Origin of the sequence: Brevibacillus sedimenti (genome assembly GCF_020923495.1) — a bacterium.
GTDB classification, from domain to species: Bacteria; Bacillota; Bacilli; order Brevibacillales; family Brevibacillaceae; genus Brevibacillus; species Brevibacillus aydinogluensis.
In genome coordinates this window covers 2,798,188-2,816,931 of record NZ_CP064048.1, presented here as the reverse complement: position 1 = coordinate 2,816,931, position 18,744 = coordinate 2,798,188, and the positions used below count along the sequence as shown (strand labels likewise).

Annotated in this window: 27 protein-coding genes; 5 read left to right on the top strand and 22 right to left on the bottom strand. The window is 57.6% G+C overall.

Annotation, left to right across the window (positions count from 1 at the left end; all coding sequences use genetic code 11):
- Positions 1–6 precede the first annotated feature (6 nt).
- The 18 genes from folD to IRT44_RS13745 all read right to left on the bottom strand — a co-directional run bounded on the left by folD (position 7) and on the right by IRT44_RS13745 (position 12,229).
- Positions 7–861, bottom strand: coding sequence for a bifunctional methylenetetrahydrofolate dehydrogenase/methenyltetrahydrofolate cyclohydrolase FolD (gene folD / locus IRT44_RS13830; protein ID WP_230076851.1), 855 nt, complete (start codon positions 859–861; stop codon positions 7–9).
- Positions 862–953: 92 nt separating this feature from the next.
- Positions 954–1,913 carry a tRNA (adenosine(37)-N6)-threonylcarbamoyltransferase complex transferase subunit TsaD gene (locus IRT44_RS13825; RefSeq protein ID WP_171565607.1) on the bottom strand — a complete coding sequence of 320 codons (960 nt, stop codon included), beginning with the start codon at positions 1,911–1,913 and terminating at the stop codon, positions 954–956.
- Positions 1,914–1,932: 19 nt separating this feature from the next.
- Positions 1,933–2,337: a transcription antitermination factor NusB gene (gene nusB, locus IRT44_RS13820; RefSeq protein ID WP_171565608.1), complete on the bottom strand. Its 405-nt coding sequence runs from the start codon at positions 2,335–2,337 to the stop codon at positions 1,933–1,935.
- 48 nt (positions 2,338–2,385) lie between these two features.
- A complete protein-coding gene (locus IRT44_RS13815; protein ID WP_171565704.1) occupies positions 2,386–2,598 on the bottom strand; it encodes a DUF2273 domain-containing protein in 213 nt (70 codons plus the stop codon).
- A 12-nt stretch (positions 2,599–2,610) separates the two neighbouring features.
- Entirely contained in the window at positions 2,611–3,168 is a 558-nt protein-coding gene (gene amaP, locus IRT44_RS13810; RefSeq protein WP_230076850.1) for an alkaline shock response membrane anchor protein AmaP, read from the bottom strand.
- Between the two features lie 97 nt (positions 3,169–3,265).
- Positions 3,266–3,676, bottom strand: a complete 411-nt coding sequence (locus IRT44_RS13805; protein ID WP_029099468.1) for an Asp23/Gls24 family envelope stress response protein — start codon at positions 3,674–3,676, stop codon at positions 3,266–3,268.
- Between the two features lie 71 nt (positions 3,677–3,747).
- Positions 3,748–5,103, bottom strand: a complete 1,356-nt coding sequence (gene accC, locus IRT44_RS13800) for an acetyl-CoA carboxylase biotin carboxylase subunit (protein ID WP_212132372.1) — start codon at positions 5,101–5,103, stop codon at positions 3,748–3,750.
- Between the two features lie 16 nt (positions 5,104–5,119).
- Complete coding sequence (accB, locus tag IRT44_RS13795) at positions 5,120–5,620, bottom strand: acetyl-CoA carboxylase biotin carboxyl carrier protein (RefSeq protein WP_230076849.1); 501 nt, start codon at positions 5,618–5,620, stop codon at positions 5,120–5,122.
- Positions 5,621–5,859: 239 nt separating this feature from the next.
- Positions 5,860–6,525 (bottom strand): SpoIIIAH-like family protein, encoded by a 666-nt coding sequence (locus IRT44_RS13790; RefSeq protein WP_171565612.1) that lies wholly within the window; start codon positions 6,523–6,525, stop codon positions 5,860–5,862.
- A 12-nt stretch (positions 6,526–6,537) separates the two neighbouring features.
- Positions 6,538–7,191, bottom strand: a complete 654-nt coding sequence (spoIIIAG, locus tag IRT44_RS13785; protein WP_171565613.1) for a stage III sporulation protein AG — start codon at positions 7,189–7,191, stop codon at positions 6,538–6,540.
- Positions 7,192–7,213: 22 nt separating this feature from the next.
- Positions 7,214–7,861 carry a stage III sporulation protein AF gene (gene spoIIIAF, locus IRT44_RS13780; protein WP_171565705.1) on the bottom strand — a complete coding sequence of 216 codons (648 nt, stop codon included), beginning with the start codon at positions 7,859–7,861 and terminating at the stop codon, positions 7,214–7,216.
- A gap of 9 nt (positions 7,862–7,870) precedes the next feature.
- Entirely contained in the window at positions 7,871–9,061 is a 1,191-nt protein-coding gene (gene spoIIIAE / locus IRT44_RS13775; RefSeq protein WP_171565614.1) for a stage III sporulation protein AE, read from the bottom strand.
- Between the two features lie 18 nt (positions 9,062–9,079).
- Positions 9,080–9,469 (bottom strand): stage III sporulation protein AD, encoded by a 390-nt coding sequence (gene spoIIIAD / locus IRT44_RS13770; RefSeq protein ID WP_171565615.1) that lies wholly within the window; start codon positions 9,467–9,469, stop codon positions 9,080–9,082.
- A gap of 14 nt (positions 9,470–9,483) precedes the next feature.
- Positions 9,484–9,687: a stage III sporulation protein AC gene (spoIIIAC, locus tag IRT44_RS13765; protein ID WP_171565616.1), complete on the bottom strand. Its 204-nt coding sequence runs from the start codon at positions 9,685–9,687 to the stop codon at positions 9,484–9,486.
- Positions 9,688–9,703: 16 nt separating this feature from the next.
- Positions 9,704–10,222: a stage III sporulation protein SpoIIIAB gene (gene spoIIIAB, locus IRT44_RS13760; RefSeq protein ID WP_230076848.1), complete on the bottom strand. Its 519-nt coding sequence runs from the start codon at positions 10,220–10,222 to the stop codon at positions 9,704–9,706.
- Complete coding sequence (gene spoIIIAA / locus IRT44_RS13755) at positions 10,210–11,172, bottom strand: stage III sporulation protein AA (RefSeq protein WP_212132371.1); 963 nt, start codon at positions 11,170–11,172, stop codon at positions 10,210–10,212. The genes spoIIIAB and spoIIIAA overlap by 13 nt, the downstream gene beginning before the upstream one ends.
- Before the next feature lie 211 nt (positions 11,173–11,383).
- A complete protein-coding gene (locus IRT44_RS13750; RefSeq protein WP_171565619.1) occupies positions 11,384–11,878 on the bottom strand; it encodes a CD1247 N-terminal domain-containing protein in 495 nt (164 codons plus the stop codon).
- A gap of 87 nt (positions 11,879–11,965) precedes the next feature.
- A complete protein-coding gene (locus IRT44_RS13745) occupies positions 11,966–12,229 on the bottom strand; it encodes a YqhV family protein (protein ID WP_171565620.1) in 264 nt (87 codons plus the stop codon).
- Between the two features lie 159 nt (positions 12,230–12,388).
- On the opposite strand from IRT44_RS13745, the gene IRT44_RS13740 reads away from it, so the two are divergent.
- The 3 genes from IRT44_RS13740 to IRT44_RS13730 are packed head-to-tail and all read left to right on the top strand — an operon-like array spanning position 12,389 to position 14,418.
- A complete protein-coding gene (locus IRT44_RS13740; RefSeq protein WP_230076847.1) occupies positions 12,389–13,204 on the top strand; it encodes a phosphosulfolactate synthase in 816 nt (271 codons plus the stop codon).
- Entirely contained in the window at positions 13,201–13,917 is a 717-nt protein-coding gene (locus tag IRT44_RS13735) for a 2-phosphosulfolactate phosphatase (protein ID WP_212132369.1), read from the top strand. The genes IRT44_RS13740 and IRT44_RS13735 overlap by 4 nt, the downstream gene beginning before the upstream one ends.
- A gap of 36 nt (positions 13,918–13,953) precedes the next feature.
- Positions 13,954–14,418 carry a DUF441 domain-containing protein gene (locus IRT44_RS13730; RefSeq protein WP_171565623.1) on the top strand — a complete coding sequence of 155 codons (465 nt, stop codon included), beginning with the start codon at positions 13,954–13,956 and terminating at the stop codon, positions 14,416–14,418.
- 84 nt (positions 14,419–14,502) lie between these two features.
- Here the strand turns inward: IRT44_RS13730 and efp are convergent, their stop codons facing one another.
- The 4 genes from efp to IRT44_RS13710 all read right to left on the bottom strand — a co-directional run bounded on the left by efp (position 14,503) and on the right by IRT44_RS13710 (position 17,238).
- Entirely contained in the window at positions 14,503–15,060 is a 558-nt protein-coding gene (gene efp, locus IRT44_RS13725) for an elongation factor P (RefSeq protein WP_029099452.1), read from the bottom strand.
- Positions 15,061–15,100: 40 nt separating this feature from the next.
- Positions 15,101–16,171 (bottom strand): M24 family metallopeptidase, encoded by a 1,071-nt coding sequence (locus tag IRT44_RS13720; protein ID WP_171565624.1) that lies wholly within the window; start codon positions 16,169–16,171, stop codon positions 15,101–15,103.
- 37 nt (positions 16,172–16,208) lie between these two features.
- The gene (gene aroQ, locus IRT44_RS13715; protein WP_171565625.1) at positions 16,209–16,649 is read right to left on the bottom strand and encodes a type II 3-dehydroquinate dehydratase; all 441 of its coding nucleotides are present in this window, start codon (positions 16,647–16,649) and stop codon (positions 16,209–16,211) included.
- A gap of 100 nt (positions 16,650–16,749) precedes the next feature.
- Positions 16,750–17,238: a YqhR family membrane protein gene (locus IRT44_RS13710; RefSeq protein WP_230076846.1), complete on the bottom strand. Its 489-nt coding sequence runs from the start codon at positions 17,236–17,238 to the stop codon at positions 16,750–16,752.
- A 136-nt stretch (positions 17,239–17,374) separates the two neighbouring features.
- Between IRT44_RS13710 and IRT44_RS13705 the strand changes: the two genes are divergently transcribed.
- Both IRT44_RS13705 and IRT44_RS13700 read left to right on the top strand, forming a co-directional pair.
- Positions 17,375–18,310, top strand: coding sequence for a DUF1385 domain-containing protein (locus IRT44_RS13705; protein WP_212132367.1), 936 nt, complete (start codon positions 17,375–17,377; stop codon positions 18,308–18,310).
- A 37-nt stretch (positions 18,311–18,347) separates the two neighbouring features.
- On the top strand, positions 18,348–18,686 hold the full coding sequence (locus IRT44_RS13700; protein ID WP_171565628.1) for a hypothetical protein: 339 nt from the start codon (positions 18,348–18,350) through the stop codon (positions 18,684–18,686).
- Positions 18,687–18,744: the final 58 nt, after the last annotated feature.

Here is an 18,744-nt window from a genome sequence, read left to right as displayed (position 1 = left end):
CCTCCCTTATCGGGCGGTTTGTTTTCTGGCAGCGGCGACGGTGTTTTTCAGCAGCATGGTAATCGTCATCGGGCCGACACCACCGGGGACGGGCGTGAGATAGCCGGCTACCTCCCGCACCTCCTCAAACTTGACATCCCCGACCAGCTTGCCGGTCTCAATCCGGTTGACGCCGACGTCAATCACCACAGCGCCCGGTTTGACGTGTTCCCGCCCGATCAAATGAGGCTTGCCTGCCGCCACGACGAGAATATCTGCCTGCCGAGTATACGCGGCCAGGTCCACCGTGCGGGAGTGGCACATGGTCACCGTGGCGTTTTCCTGCTGCAGCAGGAAGGAGACCGGCTTGCCCACGATGTTGCTGCGGCCGATCACGACCGCGTGCTTGCCTGCAATGGGCGTTCCCGTCCGCTTGATCAATTCCACGATGCCGTGCGGCGTGCAGGGAAGCAGTGTGTCATATCCGATCATCATGTTGCCGACGTTGAGGGGATGGAAGCCGTCCACATCCTTTGTCGGCGCGATGGCTTCGATCACCGCTTTCTCGGAGATGTGCGGCGGCAGCGGCAACTGCACCAATATGCCGTGAACGTTCGGATTTTCATTCAATTGATGAATCAAGTCCAACAGTTCCGCTTCGCTGATGGAAGCGTCTTTGTAAATGACCTCCGAGCGGATGCCCACCTCTTGACACCCCCGCTCCTTGCCGCGAACGTAGGAGTGGGAGGCAGGGTCATCCCCCACCAAAATCACCGTCAATCCTGGTTCCACGCCCTGTTTTTTCAATTCTTCCACATCATTCGCCAATTCTGCGCGAATGTCCTGTGCAATGTCCTTCCCGTACAAAATGGTCGCTGCCATGGAGAAGAAACCTCCTTCATCAAGTTCGCTACCCTTAGTGTAGCGACTCAAGGAGTTTATGTAAAGGCGAATTTTAAAAAGTTCATATCCTCTTAACGTTCGCCTTTCAACTTCATCCATCCCAGCATTGCCACGCCGTATGCATTGTCCCCGGAGTACTCCGGGTCGCAAAAATAGAGACTGGCCTTGACGGCCGGGTGCTCCAGCCGTCTGATCAGACGCTCGCGGATGTACCGGTTGGCGGCGACTCCCCCGACGATGAGAATCTCCCGCGGCAGCCCCGCTTCGACAGCATGGCGCAGTGCCTTTTCCAGCGTATTGGCGATACACTGTTCTGTCGCCCTCGCAATGTCCGCCGGATCTATGGTCCCGCTTTCCACTGCCCGCAGCAGCGACGCCTCCGGTCCGGAGAAACTGAACGACATGCCGTCTACTGCGGACGCCACGCGAAACTCCCCTTTGGCTTCACATGCCATTTTTTCCAGGAAGGGACCCGCCGGAAACGGCAGTCCCAGCGCCACCCCGATCCGGTCCACCAACTGCCCGGCGTGGAGGTCGATCGTTCCGCCTATCTTCTCAATGCGGTATCCGGCCGCCTCCCGTTCGCACTTCAACAGCTCGCTCGTCCCGCCGGACAGGTGAACGGCGAGAAAGCTGTCGCCCTGAGGCCGTTTTTCCGCGGTGAACTCTCCTGCCGCGATATGCCCTTCCTGGTGGGTCGTCAACAGGCAGGGTACCCGCAGGTAGGCGGCCAGAGACTTCGCCAGCCCTTCCCCCACCTTGAACACAGGCATGTACGATCCCTCCACGGGACGCGGCTTTTCGCTGGCACATACCGCAACGATTTCGTAGTCGTTCCACTTCAATTGCTCGCTCAACTCCGGCAGGTTCATCACATGCTGAAAGACGGCTTCTGATTGCTGCAGGCCGCGCTTTCCTTCCTTCACCTTGAGAAGGCGCTTTGCTTCTGCCACAATCCGGCCGTCTTCCTCTGCCAAGCACAGCGATGTCCGGTAGTTGCTCGTATCAATTCCCAACAATACCTTCGTCATGCTGTCTCACCTGCTTGTTTTACGCCTGGGCGGTCTGGCGCGACTGCAAAAAGCTGGACAACACGCCGTTGATGTAACGGTGCGACTGCTCGTCACTAAACAATTTGGCGATCTCGATCGCTTCGTTCATCACGACTCTGTCCGGCACGTCCGGTTCGTACATGATTTCAAAAAATGCCAGGCGGAGAATGGCCCGATCCACGTTGGCAATGCGCTCCAACTGCCAGCCGCGCAGGAATTTGCGAATTTCCGCGTCTACCTCTTGCTGGTGCTTTAACGTGCCTTCCACCAGATAACGCAGGTACGACGGATCTTCCTCGCTGTCTTCCATGACGAGGTTCAGTGCGTCTTCCACCTGCACGTCAGCCATGTCGATCTGGAACAGGCATTGGACTGCTTTTTCTCGTGCTGTTCTACGTTTCATTGCGTTCACCTTCTACTCAAAAATCCGTTGCAAACGATGGTCCGACCATCACCGAAACTTGCCGGGCAGGATGCGGTCCAGGATTTCCCGCAAATCTTCCTTGTGGTCCAGCTTGCGGCCGATGTAATACCCTGTGCCGACAAACACGACAATCACCAGTGTATCCCAAAAACCGACGAAAAGGTAGATGATGCCGAAAAAAAGACCGGCCGCCACACCCAGTAGTTTCCCCTTGTGCTCCCACAACAACTCCCATAACATGCCGTTCACCCTCTATTCCACCCGCCTGCGGGCCGCGTAAATCTCAGACTGTGCCACTTCGGTGACGACGACAGCCACTTCGGAAATCATGACGCCGGCGATGCCTTCCACCTGCTCCTTGACAACGGTCTGCAGCTGCTGGGTCAAATCCGGCAGCGGGGTTTCCCCGTCCACAGAGACGCGCAGCAGGATCATGTTGCCGCTCTCGTGCGCCCTGACTACCGTTTTCAGATCGCGAACGCCTTTCACGCGCCGCGCCGCCCGCTCGGCGATCGTCTGGATCGTCTGCAGGGTAATGTTCACTTCCCCCAACTCACTGCGCTGCCGGATGCCCCGTTCCCTTTTCGGTTGGCGGGAGCGAAACGAACTGAAAAAGAAACGCAGGCTGACAATCAGAAAGATTATGGCGACGATCAGATACGCAGAATGGCTGCCGGTCAGCATTTGCTCCACATAGGGGCGCAGATAGGCAGCGGGGATCAGGCCGCTGGTCGCCCCGATGGCAACGCAGGACAGCACAATCAGGGCAAAGCTGTACAGCGTCAAGATAAAGCGGTCAAACAAATTCACACACATCTTCCTTTCGCCTTGTTTGAACAGGAGGCCATCCCGGCAATGATGAGGAAAATGCCCCCTGGCTAGCAGGGGGCATTGGTTCCGCTGCCGTCTAGCGAACCCGCTGGTACTCTTCTACGGCGGCCGGGGCTTTTTCTTCGCTCTTCAGCTCTACATCGACGATATGTACGTTTACTTCCACAACCGACAGCCCTGTCATGCTCTCGATCGCGTTGCGCACATTATCTTGAATATTCCGAGCGACATCCGGGATGCGGTGTCCGTATTTCACAATGATCGATACATCAACTGCCGCTTCGCGCGATCCCACTTCGACGCGAACGCCGCGAGCAATATTTTTACGGCCGAGCCGTTCGGCAATCTCGCCTACGAAACCGCCGCTCATATGGGCCACGCCTTCCACTTCCGAGGCGGCCATGCCGGCGATGACTTCCAAGACTTCGGGAGCGATCTGGACTTTGCCAAGCTCTGTTCTCTCTAAATCCGGAGTAAACTCTTCCATGCTTCGCACCTCCCTGCGGTTTTATACTCCATTATAGCAAGCACCCACTCTTTTTACAAATCAAGGCAAGATCAGGCTTCGTCCAGCTGAAGGTCATAGGTGTCCAGGAATTTGGTGTCAAACTCTCCGCTGATGAACACCTCGTGATCCATCACCTTCAAGTGGAACGGGATGGTGGTGGTGATCCCGTCGACGACGAATTCTCCGAGCGCCCGCTTCATCCGCTCGATCGCCTCCTGTCTGTCCTTGCCCCAAACAATCAGCTTGGCGATCATCGAATCGTAATACGGCGGGATGGTGTAACCGGCGTAGGCGGCGCTGTCCACCCGCACGCCAAAACCGCCGGGCGCCAGGTAGTTGTTGATGCGTCCCGGCGACGGCATGAAGTTTTTGGCTGGATTCTCCGCATTGATACGGCACTCGATCGCCCATCCGTTCAGCTTGACGTCGTCCTGGGAGAACGACAGCGGTTGGCCGGCTGCAACCAGAATCTGCTCCTTGATCAGGTCGATGCCGGTGACCAGCTCCGTGACCGGATGCTCCACCTGGATGCGCGTGTTCATCTCCATGAAGTAAAATTGTCCGTATTTGTCCACCAAAAACTCGACTGTGCCGGCACCGTGATAGTTGACCGCCTTGGCGGCTGCGACGGCGGCTTCCCCCATCTGCTTGCGCAGTTCCTCGCTGAGAGCGGGGGACGGCGCTTCTTCGATCAGCTTCTGATGACGCCGCTGGATGGAACAGTCGCGCTCGCCCAGGTAGACGACGTTGCCGTACTTGTCGGCCATGATCTGAATTTCCACGTGGCGCGGGCCTTCCACGAACTTCTCCAGGTAGACCCCCGGATTGCCAAACGCCGTTTTCGCTTCGCTTTGCGCCTGGCGGATTGCTTTTTCCAAATCCTCGTCGTTGACGGCGACGCGCATGCCACGGCCGCCACCGCCCGCTGTCGCCTTGACCATGACCGGATAGCCGATCTCATTTGCAGTACGGATGGCGTCGTCAATATCTTCGATCAGACCGTCCGTACCGGGCACTGTGGGCACGCCCGCCGCTTTCATCGTCTCCTTGGCGGTGGACTTGTCCCCCATCTTTACGATCGCTTCCGGGTCCGGCCCGATAAACGTGATGTTGCAGGCGGCACAGATTTCGGCAAAGTCGGCGTTTTCGGCCAAAAAGCCATACCCCGGATGAATCGCGTCGGCCCCCACCTTGGTCGCCACGCTCATGATGTTGGCAATGTTGAGGTAACTGTCTTTGGACGCCGTCGGCCCGATGCAGTACGCTTCATCCGCCATCTTGACGTGAAGCGCGTCACGGTCTGCTTCGGAGTAGACCGCGACCGTCCGAATGCCCAACTCGCGGCAGGCGCGGATGACCCGTACGGCAATCTCGCCGCGGTTGGCAATCAACACTTTCTGGAACATTCCGCTCTCCTCCACTTTATTCAGGCTTTACCAGGAACAGCGGTTGACCGAATTCCACCAGCTGGCCGTCTTCGACCAGCACCTTCACGATTTCCCCGGTCACTTCCGCCGTGATTTCGTTGAACAATTTCATCGCCTCTACGATGCAGACCACCTTGTCCGGCGTGACCTTGTCACCCGGCTGCACGTACGGCGGTTTGCCCGGCTCGGGAGCGCGGTAGAAGGTGCCGACCATTGGCGACACGATCTTGTGCAGGTTGGCTTCTTCCTGTGCCGGTGCCGCCGGTTTTGCTGCTTCCGCAGGCGCGGGGGCTGCCGGCGCTTCCACTGCCGTCACCTGAGCCGCCGGAACAGCAGCGGGTGCCGCCTGCACGACCGGCTGCGGAAGTACGACCGTCTCGGCTTCTACCGATTTTTTCAGAGTCACTTTCGTCCCGTTCATTTCCAGTTCAAATTCATTAATGGAAGATTGATCGATCAACTTAATGATTTCGCGGATTTCATGAATTTTTAACACGCGTACGCACTCCTTTGTTTCAATGGATGTCCAGGGAGTTTACAAGAGTATGTAGGATCAGGTCATAAAACCATGGTAGCCTGTCTCCATCCCCAACGTCAAGAAAGGATTTCCCCTCTGCTCTCGCTGGAGAAGAGGGAAAATCCTTACAAGCATACCCGATTCAGCCGCACTTTAGTATGGCCAAAAACGCGAGTATGGTCTAAAACGCGAATGGGAGGATGAATCACCCCGCACGCCTACGAAGCCTGGAACCTGACGGTCACGTTGCTGGCGGAGACGTTCAGGTGCTGTTTCACTTGGGCGATGATGTCCACGACTTCATCGGCATTCAGTTTGTCTTTTTGGACGATTACCGTCACCTTGCCGTCCTGCACGAACACGACCGCGTCTTTGTAGCCGCTCGCCTTCAGCATCTCTTCCAGCCCCATCGTGGCTGATTCGAGCTTGGACAGCTCGTCGTACTTCGCTTTTGCTTCGGCGACCGCCTGCGGCGTGGCATCGGCGCTGCTCATGATTGCCAGCTGCTCGTCTTTTTGCTGCTGGGTCTGCGCTTCCCGTTTCATCTTGTAGCCTTGGAAGATCTCGGCCGCCGACTCACCCACCGTCATCAGCGCGCTGTCTTCCTCCTGCTTGTCGGCAGCCTGCTTCGCGTCATCCGGCGCAGCGGCTGGCGTTTGGGACGAATCTGCGTTTGCCTCGGCTTTCCCTTCCACAGGTTTGGCGTCCGGCGCCGGTTTGTCCGTTTGCTTGGTTTCCACGATCACACCATCCAGTTGGTCCTGCTGCTCCTGGCCTAACGCCGGCATCTGCTCCTGCGGCCCCTTCACCAGGTAGTAGCCGGACAGGACAACCATCACCGCCAGCATCGTCAACAACCATACTGTCTGTTTTCTGAGCATCATCTGCCATTCCTCCTAACCCTTTTTGGGCAAAATGGATATCTTGTAAGCGGGGACGTCCAGCACTTTTTGGACGGCCTCGGTGATCCACGCCTTGACCTGAATATTGTCGGCTCCCTTGGCGACGACCAGCACGCCCCTCACCCGGGGTTTCAACGTCTTAATCACTACCGGCTGATCCTGCTTCCCGCTGATTACGACCACCTGCTCGTCGCGCGACTGTTCGCTCTGATTGCGGGTAGCCCGATCCTTGTCCGTCTCCTGATTGGTGGAAGAACGCGTGTTGCGGTTTTTCTCCACGACCAGCTCCGGGGTGGAATCCAGGTTTACCATGACTTCGACGCTGCCGACTCCGATTACATTGCCGAGGATTTCCCGCAGCTGCGTCTCGTACATGTTCTCGTATTCAGCGATGATGTCGGGAGCGGACGATCCTCCAATGGCCGGCACGCTCGCTTCACCGTCCGGCGGGCCGGTCGGATTGCTGCCCTCGACTCCGAAGCTGAGCGGCTGATCCCGCTCCACTTTCAGGAAGTCGGTCAAAATCATCACCGCCATGCCGATGCCCATGATGACGATGAAGTAATGGATCGGCCTCAGCTTTTTGTCGCCGCCATCCCCCTCCCACAGTTTTTTCAGCTTGGCAAACACGTCCTTCACCTCGCTCATATGATTCCTTCTTCAGCGCTGTTCACCCGGCCGGCCGCGACAGGACGACCACCTGCTCCTCCGTCAATCCCCACTGCTGGGCGACGTCGCGGGCAATCCGCCTGTACAGGGGATTGTCTTGCTGCTCCGCCTTCGGCACTTCCGCCGGGTCAACAGAGGACGGCGGCCTGCTCAGATCGATGTGCACCGGCTGAATCGGCTCAATCGGCTTGATCTCCCCGGAAGACCGCTCCCTCTCCTCTCCCACGATCAGTTCGATGCGGCGCAGCTCCGGCTGTTGGGCGCTTTGCTCCAGGGTTACGTTCACGCCGCTCAGCTCCAGTCCGTACGCCTCTTTTACGCGGGCGCGGACCGCTTCCTCCACCTGCTTCTGCACGTACGCCCGCACCTGCTTGTCACGCGCGCCCGCCAGCTTTTCTGCGATGCGCTTCCACTCGGCATCGGCGGGGCGGTCCAGCTCTGCCTGATAGCGGTCAATCTGGAGCGCCAGTTCTTCCTGCGAGAGATTGAACAGGGAAAAAACAGGCGAAATGATCGTCAGCAAGAGAATCAAACCCATGACCATTTTGACGTACCGCTGCAGACTGGTATTGGGCAGGATCAGATCGAGAAAGGCGGCGAGCAGCACCAGCAGGATGATTTTTTTCAGCCACAAGGTCAGCCATGTCATTCGCTTCACCTACCGAACCATCATGGAGATGTTGCCGGCCGCGATGATGATGGTAATGGCGAGAAAAAACATCAGACCCACCGTTGCCAGCGCGGCAAAGACGAACACGAGGCTTTTGCCGATCGTCCCGAGCGCACTGATGATCGGGCTGTTGCCAAGCGGCTGCAGCACCGCCGACGAGAGATTGTAGATCAGGGCCAGCACCAGGATTTTGATGGCCGGAAACGCGCACAGGATGACGAGGATCAGCACGCCCGCCAGACCGACTGCGTTTTTTACCAGGAGCGACGCATTCAGCACGGTGTCGGCGGCGTCGGAAAACATCCGTCCCACGATGGGGATGAAGTTGCCCGTGAGGTATTTGGCCGTCCGCAGCGTCACCCCGTCCGCCACCGCCGAGGTCGCCCCCTGGATGGAGATGACGGCGAGGAACATCGTCAGAAACGAGCCCAGCGCTCCCATCGCAATATTTCGCAGCAGCGTCGCCAACTGTGTCACCTGGTACCGCTCCGAAAACAGGCTGGCGATGGACAGCATGGCGGACAGAAACAGCAGCGGGAAAATGATCGCGGAAATGAACAGCCCGCTGGTGTTGATCATGAAGATAATCAGCGGATGAAACATCGTCGCCGACGCCAGGTTGCCCACGGAGGCGAGCAGGGCTATCACCAGGGGAATCATCGCCAGCATGAAGTCGGACATGTTGTTGATCGCGTCCTTGGCGTAGGTGATGGCCACGTGAAAGCTGTTGATTGCCAGCACCATCAGCACCAGATAGGCAATGGAGTAGGCGACGATGGTGACCGTGTTCCGTTCAAACGCGTTTTGCATCGTTTCCAGGATCATCGCAAACACGGTGATGATGATGATCGAGCTGAGCAGTTTGCCGTTCATCAAAATCTCGTGAAGGAAGAATTTGGCCATGCCCTTGAGAAACCCCGTGATGCTGAGCTCCCCTTGCTGCATCAGCAATTGGATGAAGCCAGGTGCTTTCACGTCGGGCAGGTAGCCCTTGTACTCGCGCTGGAGCTGCCGCCAAAACTGCTCCACACGATCCAACTCGAGGCCGTCCGCTTGATCCTTGACCAATTCGTCGATGGTCTGGGCGGCGGGAGCGGGTGAAGCCGATACGGTGACGGCCGGCAGCACCACCAGCAGAATCAGCAGGATGACCGACAAGCCTGCACGCGCCACACGCATCTGCATCCCTCCTCTCCCTTACGCCGGCAATAGGTTAATCACGGTTTCGATGATGATTTGAATGATCGGAACGGCCATGACCAGAATCAGCACCTTGCCCGCCAGCTCAATTTTGGAAGCGATTGCTCCCTGGCCTGCATCCCGCGTCATTTGAGCGCCAAATTCGGCAATGTAGGCAATTCCGATGATTTTGAGGATCGTTTCCAGAAAGACGAGATTCAGATCAGCCTGCACGGCCAATTTCTCGAGAATGCGGATCACTTCGGCGATCTTGCCGATGAGAAAGTAGAAGATGAACACTCCGCTGGCAAGCGCCAGAAGAAAGGCGAACATCGGCTTCTGCTCCTTGATGACCAGCGCGAGAATCGTAGCCACCAGTCCCAGCCCGACGATCTGCACGATTTCCATTCTGCCTTCCCTCCTCAGTTGAACAGGAAGACGCGTTTTACCTCGGAAAACAGGTCGCCAATAAAGTGAGCCACCATGTACAGCACGATGATGAACCCCACCAGCGTCGCCCAGTGCGCGATGTCTTCCTTGCCCGCCTGCTTCAGCACCGTGTGCAGAATGGCCGTGATAAACCCAACCGCCCCGATCTGAAAAACAGGTGTCAAATCAAAATCCACTGTGAACACCTCGCCTTTAGAACATCAGGATGACGACCAGCAGGCCGCACAGGAAGCCGAGGCTTTTGTACATCTTTTCGTACCGCCCTTGCTCTACGCGCGCCTCTTCTTCCAGTCCGCGCAAATGGGTGACGGCAAGGCGCAAATGTTTCTGCTGGTCTTCCCGGTCGGACGAGCCGAGAACCTGCCCCAGGCTGCTCAACACATCGCGTTCCTGCCTGCGCAGTGCTGTCTGCGGCCAATGTGCGTCGATCGCCTGCCGGAGGGCGTCTTCCGCCGTCTGGGCCCGCTCGGTGATCAACAGCTCGGCCGCAGTCAAAAACAGACGGCCCACCTCGTCCGGTACGCGATGTCCAATTTTGACGAAGGCACGGTGCAGGGGGGTCAGACCGTACACGATTTCCGTCTCCAGCATCTGCAAGGCGACCAGCAGGGCGCGCAGCTGCACGGGACGAAACGCGTAATTGCGGCCGATCTGCCAGCCGATCATGGACGCGGAGAACAAAATCAACACGGCGCCAATCAGCTTAACCATGCGATTTTCTCCCTATCCACCCGAGTCAGGCTGCCATCGTAAACCGCTTCGACCGTCCCTACGCCATTTGTCCTGCTGAGCAGGATGTAGCGGGAAAACGCGCCGTACTGGATCAACCTGCCCAGTGTTGGTCGCTGAGCCACTTCGCTGACATCGGCGCCGTGCGCGGTGCAGATGACCGCTACCCCGGCGTGAATTGCCTCCCACACCGCCTCTCCGTCTTCGGTCCGGCCGATTTCGTCGACGATCAGCACATCTGGCGACATCGAGCGAATCAGCATCATCATCCCGACTGCTTTGGGACAAGCATCCAGCACATCGGTGCGCGGTCCGACGTCCCGCTGCGGCACGCCGTTGAAGCAGCCGGCCAATTCGGAACGCTCGTCCACAATGCCGACTTTCCGGCTGGACGCCCATTCGTTGCCGTAGCTTAAAGAACGGGCGATATCGCGCAGCAGCGTCGTTTTTCCGCACTGCGGGGGAGAAATGATCAGGGTGTTGTGCACGCGTCCATTCTCGAACAGAAACGGAAGCACGCGGTGTGCCGCCCCTTTTTTCTCGCGGGCGATGCGGATGTTGAAGCTGGTGACGTCGCGGATGCCTTTTACTTCTCCCTTCTCCATCACCACTTTGCCGGCGATGCCGATGCGATGGCCGCCGACGACGGTGATGTATCCCCGCTTCAGCTCTTCTTCCAGCGCGTATAGCGAGTGTTGGCTCACCTGGTTGAGCAGCTTGACCGCCTGCTCCTCTGAAAAGATCCACCCCTGTCTGGCAATCGCGGTCAGCTGGCCGGAAGGCGTCACATAGCTGGACTGCTGTCCGTAACGTATTTCCATCGGCTGATTTTGCCTAAGGCGTATCTCCTCCAGATGCTCTCTGACGGCGGAGGGCAGCGCGGTCAGAATGCTGCGGACGGACGCCGGCAAAATCGCCATGATCTCCTTCACCATCGTCCCCTCCTTTTGCGGCTGGCGGGTGGTGCCAGCCTTTGTCCACTTTGACTTACCTCCATCCTATGCGCCCATGGACGAGTTTTATGCCAAGAAAAAACGCCTGCCGCAGGGCAAGCGCCAAACGGCAGACGCGCATGCGAAGAGACAAGCCAGATTGACCGGCAAATCCGGCCGCGAGCTCGTATGTCTGCCGGAATCGATGTACTCATGTCGGGTTGATCGGCTCGTACTCGGCTTCGTCGCGATACGGCTCGACGATGTAGTGGTGGTAGCCTTCACCGTCCACACCTTCGTGAAAAAAGAGAACCTCCCGGCAGGATGGACACTCAAGGGCGTGCGACGACAAGACGTGATCACGCTCTCCTGTCTCGTACAAATGCGCATCCTCATCGTCATCGTGATCGGCGAATGACTCGTACGCTGCCTGCCCATCCACGGAACAGTCCTCTACGGTCTCGTACAGGGCCTCATCGTCGTTGAACAGGTACAGCTCCACGTCTTCCAGGTCTTCGTCGATGGCCTCCGCGTAACGCTCCGTTTCTTCCACGCGGGCGTGCAGCTCGCGGAACGCACCGTAGATGTCGTCGACCAGTTCAATCATCTCCGCGAGAATCTTTCCCTCGCGGCTGTTCTCCTGTATGTCCAGTCCTTCCGCCAATCCGCGCAGATAGGCAATGCGGTTTTCCAACGTTTCCAACATGATGGGCTTCCCTCCTCTAACCGGTGCTTGCCCTATTGTTCCCGAAAGACGTTCTGGTTACCAATCCAATCTGCCGAACATGTCCGCTTACTTGCGCACGCCGATAAAGATGCAGACGATGCCGAGGAAGATCCAGGCAATTTTGGTGAAACTAATCCGGTCCGACATGCCGATCAACCCGACGGTCGTGGTCGTCAGCAGCACCAGCGGCCCCACGATTGCCAGACTGGAGTTGATCAGCAGGGCCTTTTCCACTTGGTTCACCTTCAAGATCAGCAGGGCGACCAACAGTTCAAGCGTTCCGGACATCATCCTGAGCGCAGCCATCCCGAGTATCGCTTTTTCCCACATCCAGCCTCGTCCTCCCTCCTCTTCCTCACTCTATGCCCGTCCTCGCCGGTTTCATCACACCTTTTGGCTGGGCAATAGCCTATGGGCGATTGGCTCACTCCTTTTCGGCCGCCTACATACACTGAAGCAAACGCCTAAAAAGAAATGAGGAAACCGCCAATGCTAGACAGCGACATCCCATTCTGGCCCGTGAGCTGGTCTGATCCGTTTGGCGAGCGGCAATCCAAACCGCGCTCCCGCGGATTGACCATGGTCATCGACAAAGGGCTTGGGCTGAACACCTTTCAAGATCTGATGGAACTGGCCGCGCCGTATATCGACATTTACAAACTGGGGTTTGGCACTTCGACGCTCTATCCCGCCGGTGTTCTGTACCAAAAAGTGGCGCTCGCCAAGGCACTTGACCTGCACATCATGCCGGGCGGCACCCTGTTTGAGATTGCCATCCGCCATTCGTCACCGGAAGCGTACATGGCCAGGCTGCTTGACCTTGGTTTCAACGCGGTGGAGATTTCCGACGGAACCTTTCCGCTCTCTGACGACATGCGCCGTCGGGCAATCGCTGCTGCGGCAGACGCGGGGTTGACGGTATACACGGAATTTGGCAAAAAAGCAGCCCATTTCCGGGCGGAACGCGACGATCTGCTGCGCACGCTGGAACAGGATGTGCGCGCGGGCGCCAGCTACGTGATCGTGGAAGCGCGGGAGAGCGGAACAGTCGGCGTGTTTGACTGCGAAGGCATGGTGGATCACGCGTTTGTGCAGGAGATCGCCCAGGCGGCCGGGGACCTTGCCTGTCGGCTGATCTGGGAGGCGCCGCACAAGGAACAGCAGGTGGCCTTGATCCGCACCCTGGGGTGTGACGTCAATTTGGGAAACGTCGCCTATACAGACATCCTCGCCGTGGAGACCCTGCGCCGGGGCTTGCGGGCGGATACGGCGGCTTTGCTGGAGGGAAGGAGGATCGCTCCATGAGAATAGCGGTGGTGCCGACCGTGGAGGAGATACGTTTTGATCAAATCAGCAACCGCGTCGTCGTGGTGATCGACGTGCTGCGTGCCTCCAGCACGATCGTCACCGCTTTAGGCAGCGGATTTCAAGAGGTCCTCCCGGTGGAGACGATCGGCCAGGCCCACGCGCTGCGCTCGGCCGAAAGCGTTCTTGCCGGTGAACGGCACTGCCGCAAGATCGCCGATTTCGACTGCAACAATTCGCCGACCGAGCTGGCCCGACAGACCAGTGTCGGACGGCAGTTGGTTCTCACCACGACCAACGGCACTCGCGCGATTCAAAAAGCCGAGCGGGCCCAGGTTCTTGTCATCGGCTGTTTTTTGAATGCCACCTCCTGTATCCGGTACGCCCTGTCGCACAAACTGGACATCACGCTGTACTGTGCCGGCACTCGCTCCGAGTTCGCCCTGGAGGACGGACTGGCGGCCGGCCTGATGATCCACACAGCACAACAAATGCGCCCCCACATCCAGGTGTGTGACCTGGGGGAGGCGCTGAAAGCGAGCTATCTGTACGTATGCGACCGGCTGGAAGAGGTGATGGCTCGCACCACCACGGGCAAACGGCTGACCCAGCACCACTGCGAGGAAGACATCCGCTTCTGCTCCCAGATCGACCGCTACCAGTTGGTTCCGGTGGTGAAGGATCGACGCATACTCCCAACCCTTGTCTCATAAAGTGTAAGCAGAACAGGGACAGGGGTTTTGATGCCGATGATGCCAGGAGAAGTGATGCTTGTCATCCTGATCGTGATCGGGCTGCTCGGACGATCGCCGATCATCGCCACAGCCGCCAGCATCCTGCTGGTGTTAAAACTGACCGCACTGGAGCGATTTTTTCCCGCCGTCGAACGGCGCGGGCTGGAACTGGGCCTGTTGTTTTTGACCATCTCCGTGCTGGTGCCGTTCGCCAACGAAAAGATTTCCTGGCGGGATGTAACGCCGTTGTTTACGACAGTGATGGGCCTGCTCGCCATGGCAGGCGGCGCCATCGCCACGTGGATGAACGGAAAGGGGCTTGACCTGCTGCGCGCCGAGCCGCACATCATCGTCGGTCTGGTGATCGGCTCCATTTTTGGCATCGTCTTTTTGCGCGGCATCCCTGTCGGGCCCTTGATGGCGGCGGGCATCACCGCATTTGTTCTCAAGCTGTGTGAGTGGTTTGGCGGACGGACGTAACCGTCCGCTCAGTGTGTTGACAATCCGGCAAAGAAAAAAGGCTGTACCCTGTTTGGGTACAGCCTTACGTGCAAACATCCGCGTTTATGCGCGGGAAACGTATTGTTCCGTGCGCGTGTCGATGATCAGCTTGTCGCCTTCTTCTACGAACAGCGGCACGTTGACCACAAAGCCGGTTTCCAGCGTTGCCTTTTTCGTCACGTTGGACGCAGTGTCGCCTTTTACGCCCGGCTCGCACTCGGTCACTACCAATTCAACCGTGTTCGGCAGTTGAATACCGATGGTCTCACCGTTGTACTGCATGATCTGTACGTTCATGTTTTCCTTGAGGAATTTCAGTTCGCGCTCAATTTGCTGACGCGTGAACGTGATCTGCTCGTACGTCTCGGTATTCATGAAGGTGTACTCGTCACCGCTGTTGTACAGGTACTGCATTGTCGATGTTTCAATGCGGGCCGGGTTCACCTTTTCACCGCCACGGAACGTCATTTCCGTGATGTTGCCGTTGCGCAGGTTGCGCAGCTTGGAACGAACGAAAGCTGCACCTTTCCCGGGCTTTACGTGTTGGAATTCGATTACCTGATAAATGTTGCCATCTACTTCGATGGTCAAACCAGTACGAAAGTCGTTCACAGAAATCATGGTAGTCCTCCCAATCAACGAATAACACAACTAGTATAAATTAGACCGGCAAAATGAGCAACTCTTTCGTCGAGGTTGTCAGTACCTCGTGGCCGTCCGCGGTGATCAGCACGTCGTCCTCGATGCGCACCCCGCCAAGGCCGCTGATGTAGATGCCCGGCTCCATCGTGACCAGCATGCCCGGTTCCAGCACGAAGGGACTCACCGTCGACAGATTGGGCAGCTCATGCACTTCCACGCCCAGGCCGTGACCCGCGCTGTGTCCGTACGCGTCTCCGTAGCCCGCGGCAGTGATGATCTCGCGCGTGACAGCATCCGCTTCCTTGCCGGTCACACCCGGTTTCAAGGCCGCTACTCCGGCGATCTGGGCGCGCAGGACGATGTCGTAAATCTCCTTCAGCTTGGGGTCCGGTTCCCCGACGGACAGGGTGCGGGTGATGTCGGAGTTGTATCCTTTGTAGGCCGCACCGAAGTCCAGCGTGACCATTTCGCCCGCCTGGATGACCTTCTCGCTGGCTCGCCCGTGCGGCAGTGCCCCGCGCACACCGGACGCCACGATGATGTCAAACGCAGCAGCTTCCGCACCGCGTTTGCGCATGAAAAACTCCAGCTCCAACGCCACGTCCACCTCGCGGACGCCCGGTTTGATGTAGCCCTGAATATGCTGGTACGCCTCGTCGGCGATGCGCACTGCTTCGCGGATGATCGCCAGCTCGGAGGGGTCCTTGTACATGCGCAGTTTTTCCATCAGACCGCTCGTCGGCACAAGCTCGACACCGTCAAACGCCTTGCTCCATTCCTGATAGGTGCCAAACGACACGCTGCTCTCAAAGGCAAGCCGCTTTACGCCCGCTTCCTTCAGCACGCGGGCGATCGCTTCCACCGGTTTGCGTTCGTTGTTGACCACACGAAAATGGGGCGCCTGCTCCTGCGCCTGCTCGATGTAGCGGAAGTCAGTGACGAGAAATGCCTCTTTTTCCGTCACGATCACCCAGCCGGTGGAGCCGGTAAAGCCGCTCAAGTAAAACCGGTTTTCCTTCTTTTCCGTAATCAGCGCATCTGCGCCGAGCTGCGACAAGGCGTCGCGAAGTCTCACAAGCCGTTGTTCCATGACCCTCTCCCCTTTGATTTTTTGTTCTTCCGTGCCTTTATCCCTGCGTCAGTTTGCGGACCAGTGCGCGCAGCGCCCATTCGTATCCGTCCGTTCCCAGTCCGACCACCTGTCCCAGCACGACCGGCGCGATGACAGACTGATGGCGGAACGGCTCGCGGGCGTGAACGTTGGAAATATGTACCTCGATCGTCGGCAGCGCCACCCCTGCCAGCGCGTCCCGCAGTGCGTAGCTGTAATGGGTGAAGGCGCCGGGATTGATCACGATGCCGTCGTGCACCCCTTTAGCCCGGTGAATGGCGTCGATCAAGACGCCTTCATGGTTGGACTGACAGTGTTCCAGCCTGCCGCCCAGTTCCTCCATCACTTTTTCCAGCCGAGCAAGCACGTCGTCCAGCGTCTCGCTTCCGTACACGTCAGGTTCCCGCTTCCCCAGGAGGTTGAGGTTCGGGCCGTTCAGCAGCAGGACGGATACCATCGTCCATTCCTCCCCGTGTGAGATTCAGTTGAACATCTTTTTGTAAAAAGATTTTTACTAGAGAAATATTTTACCACACAGAGGAAGGGCTTGAACAGCATCAGGCTTTGTCTGATTGCTCCAGCGAGATTGACATCCCGGCAAACAGGCCGAATGACAGATACCAGGCCAGTTCGGTGCTGAGCGTCGCTTGATTCCAATTGCCGATGCGAAAGAAGTACCCTGCCACGGCAAAAAGGATCAGGCCGTACAGCAACCCGAACCACCACAAGCGGATTTTGCCGAACACTAGCGAATACAAGAAGACAGCCACGATCGTCTCCACGAGCAGCATCAGCGCCCCCAGTCCGACGCCCGCCCAGGAGTTTGCCCTCACCATGCCGAGAATCGGCCGGGCGAACGCTTCCACGCCGTATGGCGTGAAGTTCAGATAATGGGCGGCAGCGCGGACCAGCCCCCACACAACCGTCCCCCAGAAAGCCACTTCTCCCACCTTGGCGAGCGCCAGCGCTTTTGCACTGCCCTGCTGCCCGGCCGACAAGCCTGCCGTGCCCTGCTGTTCCGCCTTTTGTGTCCTGGTTGCGTCCATGTGCATCACCTCAGGTGTAGTATGCGCCGCAGTTCCGGTTTTCACTAATTGTTGACAATTGAATGGCAGCGTGTGAACTGCTTATAGCCTGCGCGTGCCGTTTCCGGTACAATATGTGGTAAGGAAGGTGATAGGATTGGCGCAGCAAAACGTACCCAGTTACGGCGGGCAGGCCGTCATCGAAGGCGTCATGTTTGGCGGCAAACGAGTGACCGTCACTGCCATCCGCAGAAAAAATCAGGAAATCGAGTATTACGAAGCTCCGCGTTCGGAATATAAATGGGCAAACAGCTTGAAAAAAATCCCCTTTGTCCGCGGTATCGTCGGCTTGATCGAAGCCAGCGCAAACGGAGCCAAACATCTGAATTTCGCTACCGAACGGTACAGCATGGAATCGGACGACGACGTGGACTCAGGACCGTCCAAGCTGCAAATGGTGCTCGGCGTAGCCGTGGTTGGGGTGCTATCGTTCTTGTTCGGCAAGTTTGCCTTCACGCTGGTGCCGGTCTTTCTCGCCCAGTTTTTGCTCGGACAGTGGGTGCCGGCGGGGATTCCCCAAAACCTGGCGGAAGGTGTGATCAAACTCCTGCTCTTGCTCGGCTACATTACAGCGATCGCGCAGGCACCGATCATCAAACGTCTGTTTCAATACCACGGGGCCGAACACAAGGTGATTAACGCGTTTGAATCCGGGGTAGAATTGACAGTAGAGAATGTGCAAAAATTTTCCACCCTGCACTACCGCTGCGGCAGCAGCTTTCTGATCTTTACGGTGATCGTCGGGGTCATCATCTACTCGCTGTTCACCTACGAAACACTGTGGGATCGCGTGGTGCAGCGCATCGTACTCCTGCCTCTGGTAATCGGGGTATCGTACGAAGTTCTGCAGTGGACCAACAAATGGCGCGATACACCGATCCTCCGCTATTTGGGTTACCCAGGACTGTGGCTGCAAAAAATCACGACCCGCGAACCGGACGACAGCCAGGTGGAAGTGGCGATCGCCGCGTTTCTCAAAATGCGGGAACGGGATCAGGTCGCAGGCAAAGAGCGACTCATCTCCGCCGGATAACGTTGAGGCATATAGAATACCATTGAGGTGAAGCCCTATGTTACGCCACATCCCCCCTATCATCGTCGCGTTGCTGCTGTTGGCCGCCTACGGCTTTCTGAGGCAGGTCATCGACAATCCTGTCGGCACCTTGATCGTGATCGGCTTGTCCGTGCTGCTGTTTGTGGCAGTGCGAAACTACCTGCGAAGCGGCTCGGTTTTCTCCTCTGCCTACCGGCACAAACAGCCGAAGCCTAAAACCGCACCGCGCCCGACGATGAAAAAGTCGTCGCCGGCAAGCCGCAAAAACCACCCGTTCCGTGTGATCGAAGGAGCCAAAAGCAGGGCAAAGAACAAGCAGAACGAGAGCGACCCAAAGAACCACATCTCGCAGTAACATCAGGCAAAACACTTCTACCCGATTCGTATTCCGTCCGTTTATGTAAAACAGGCTG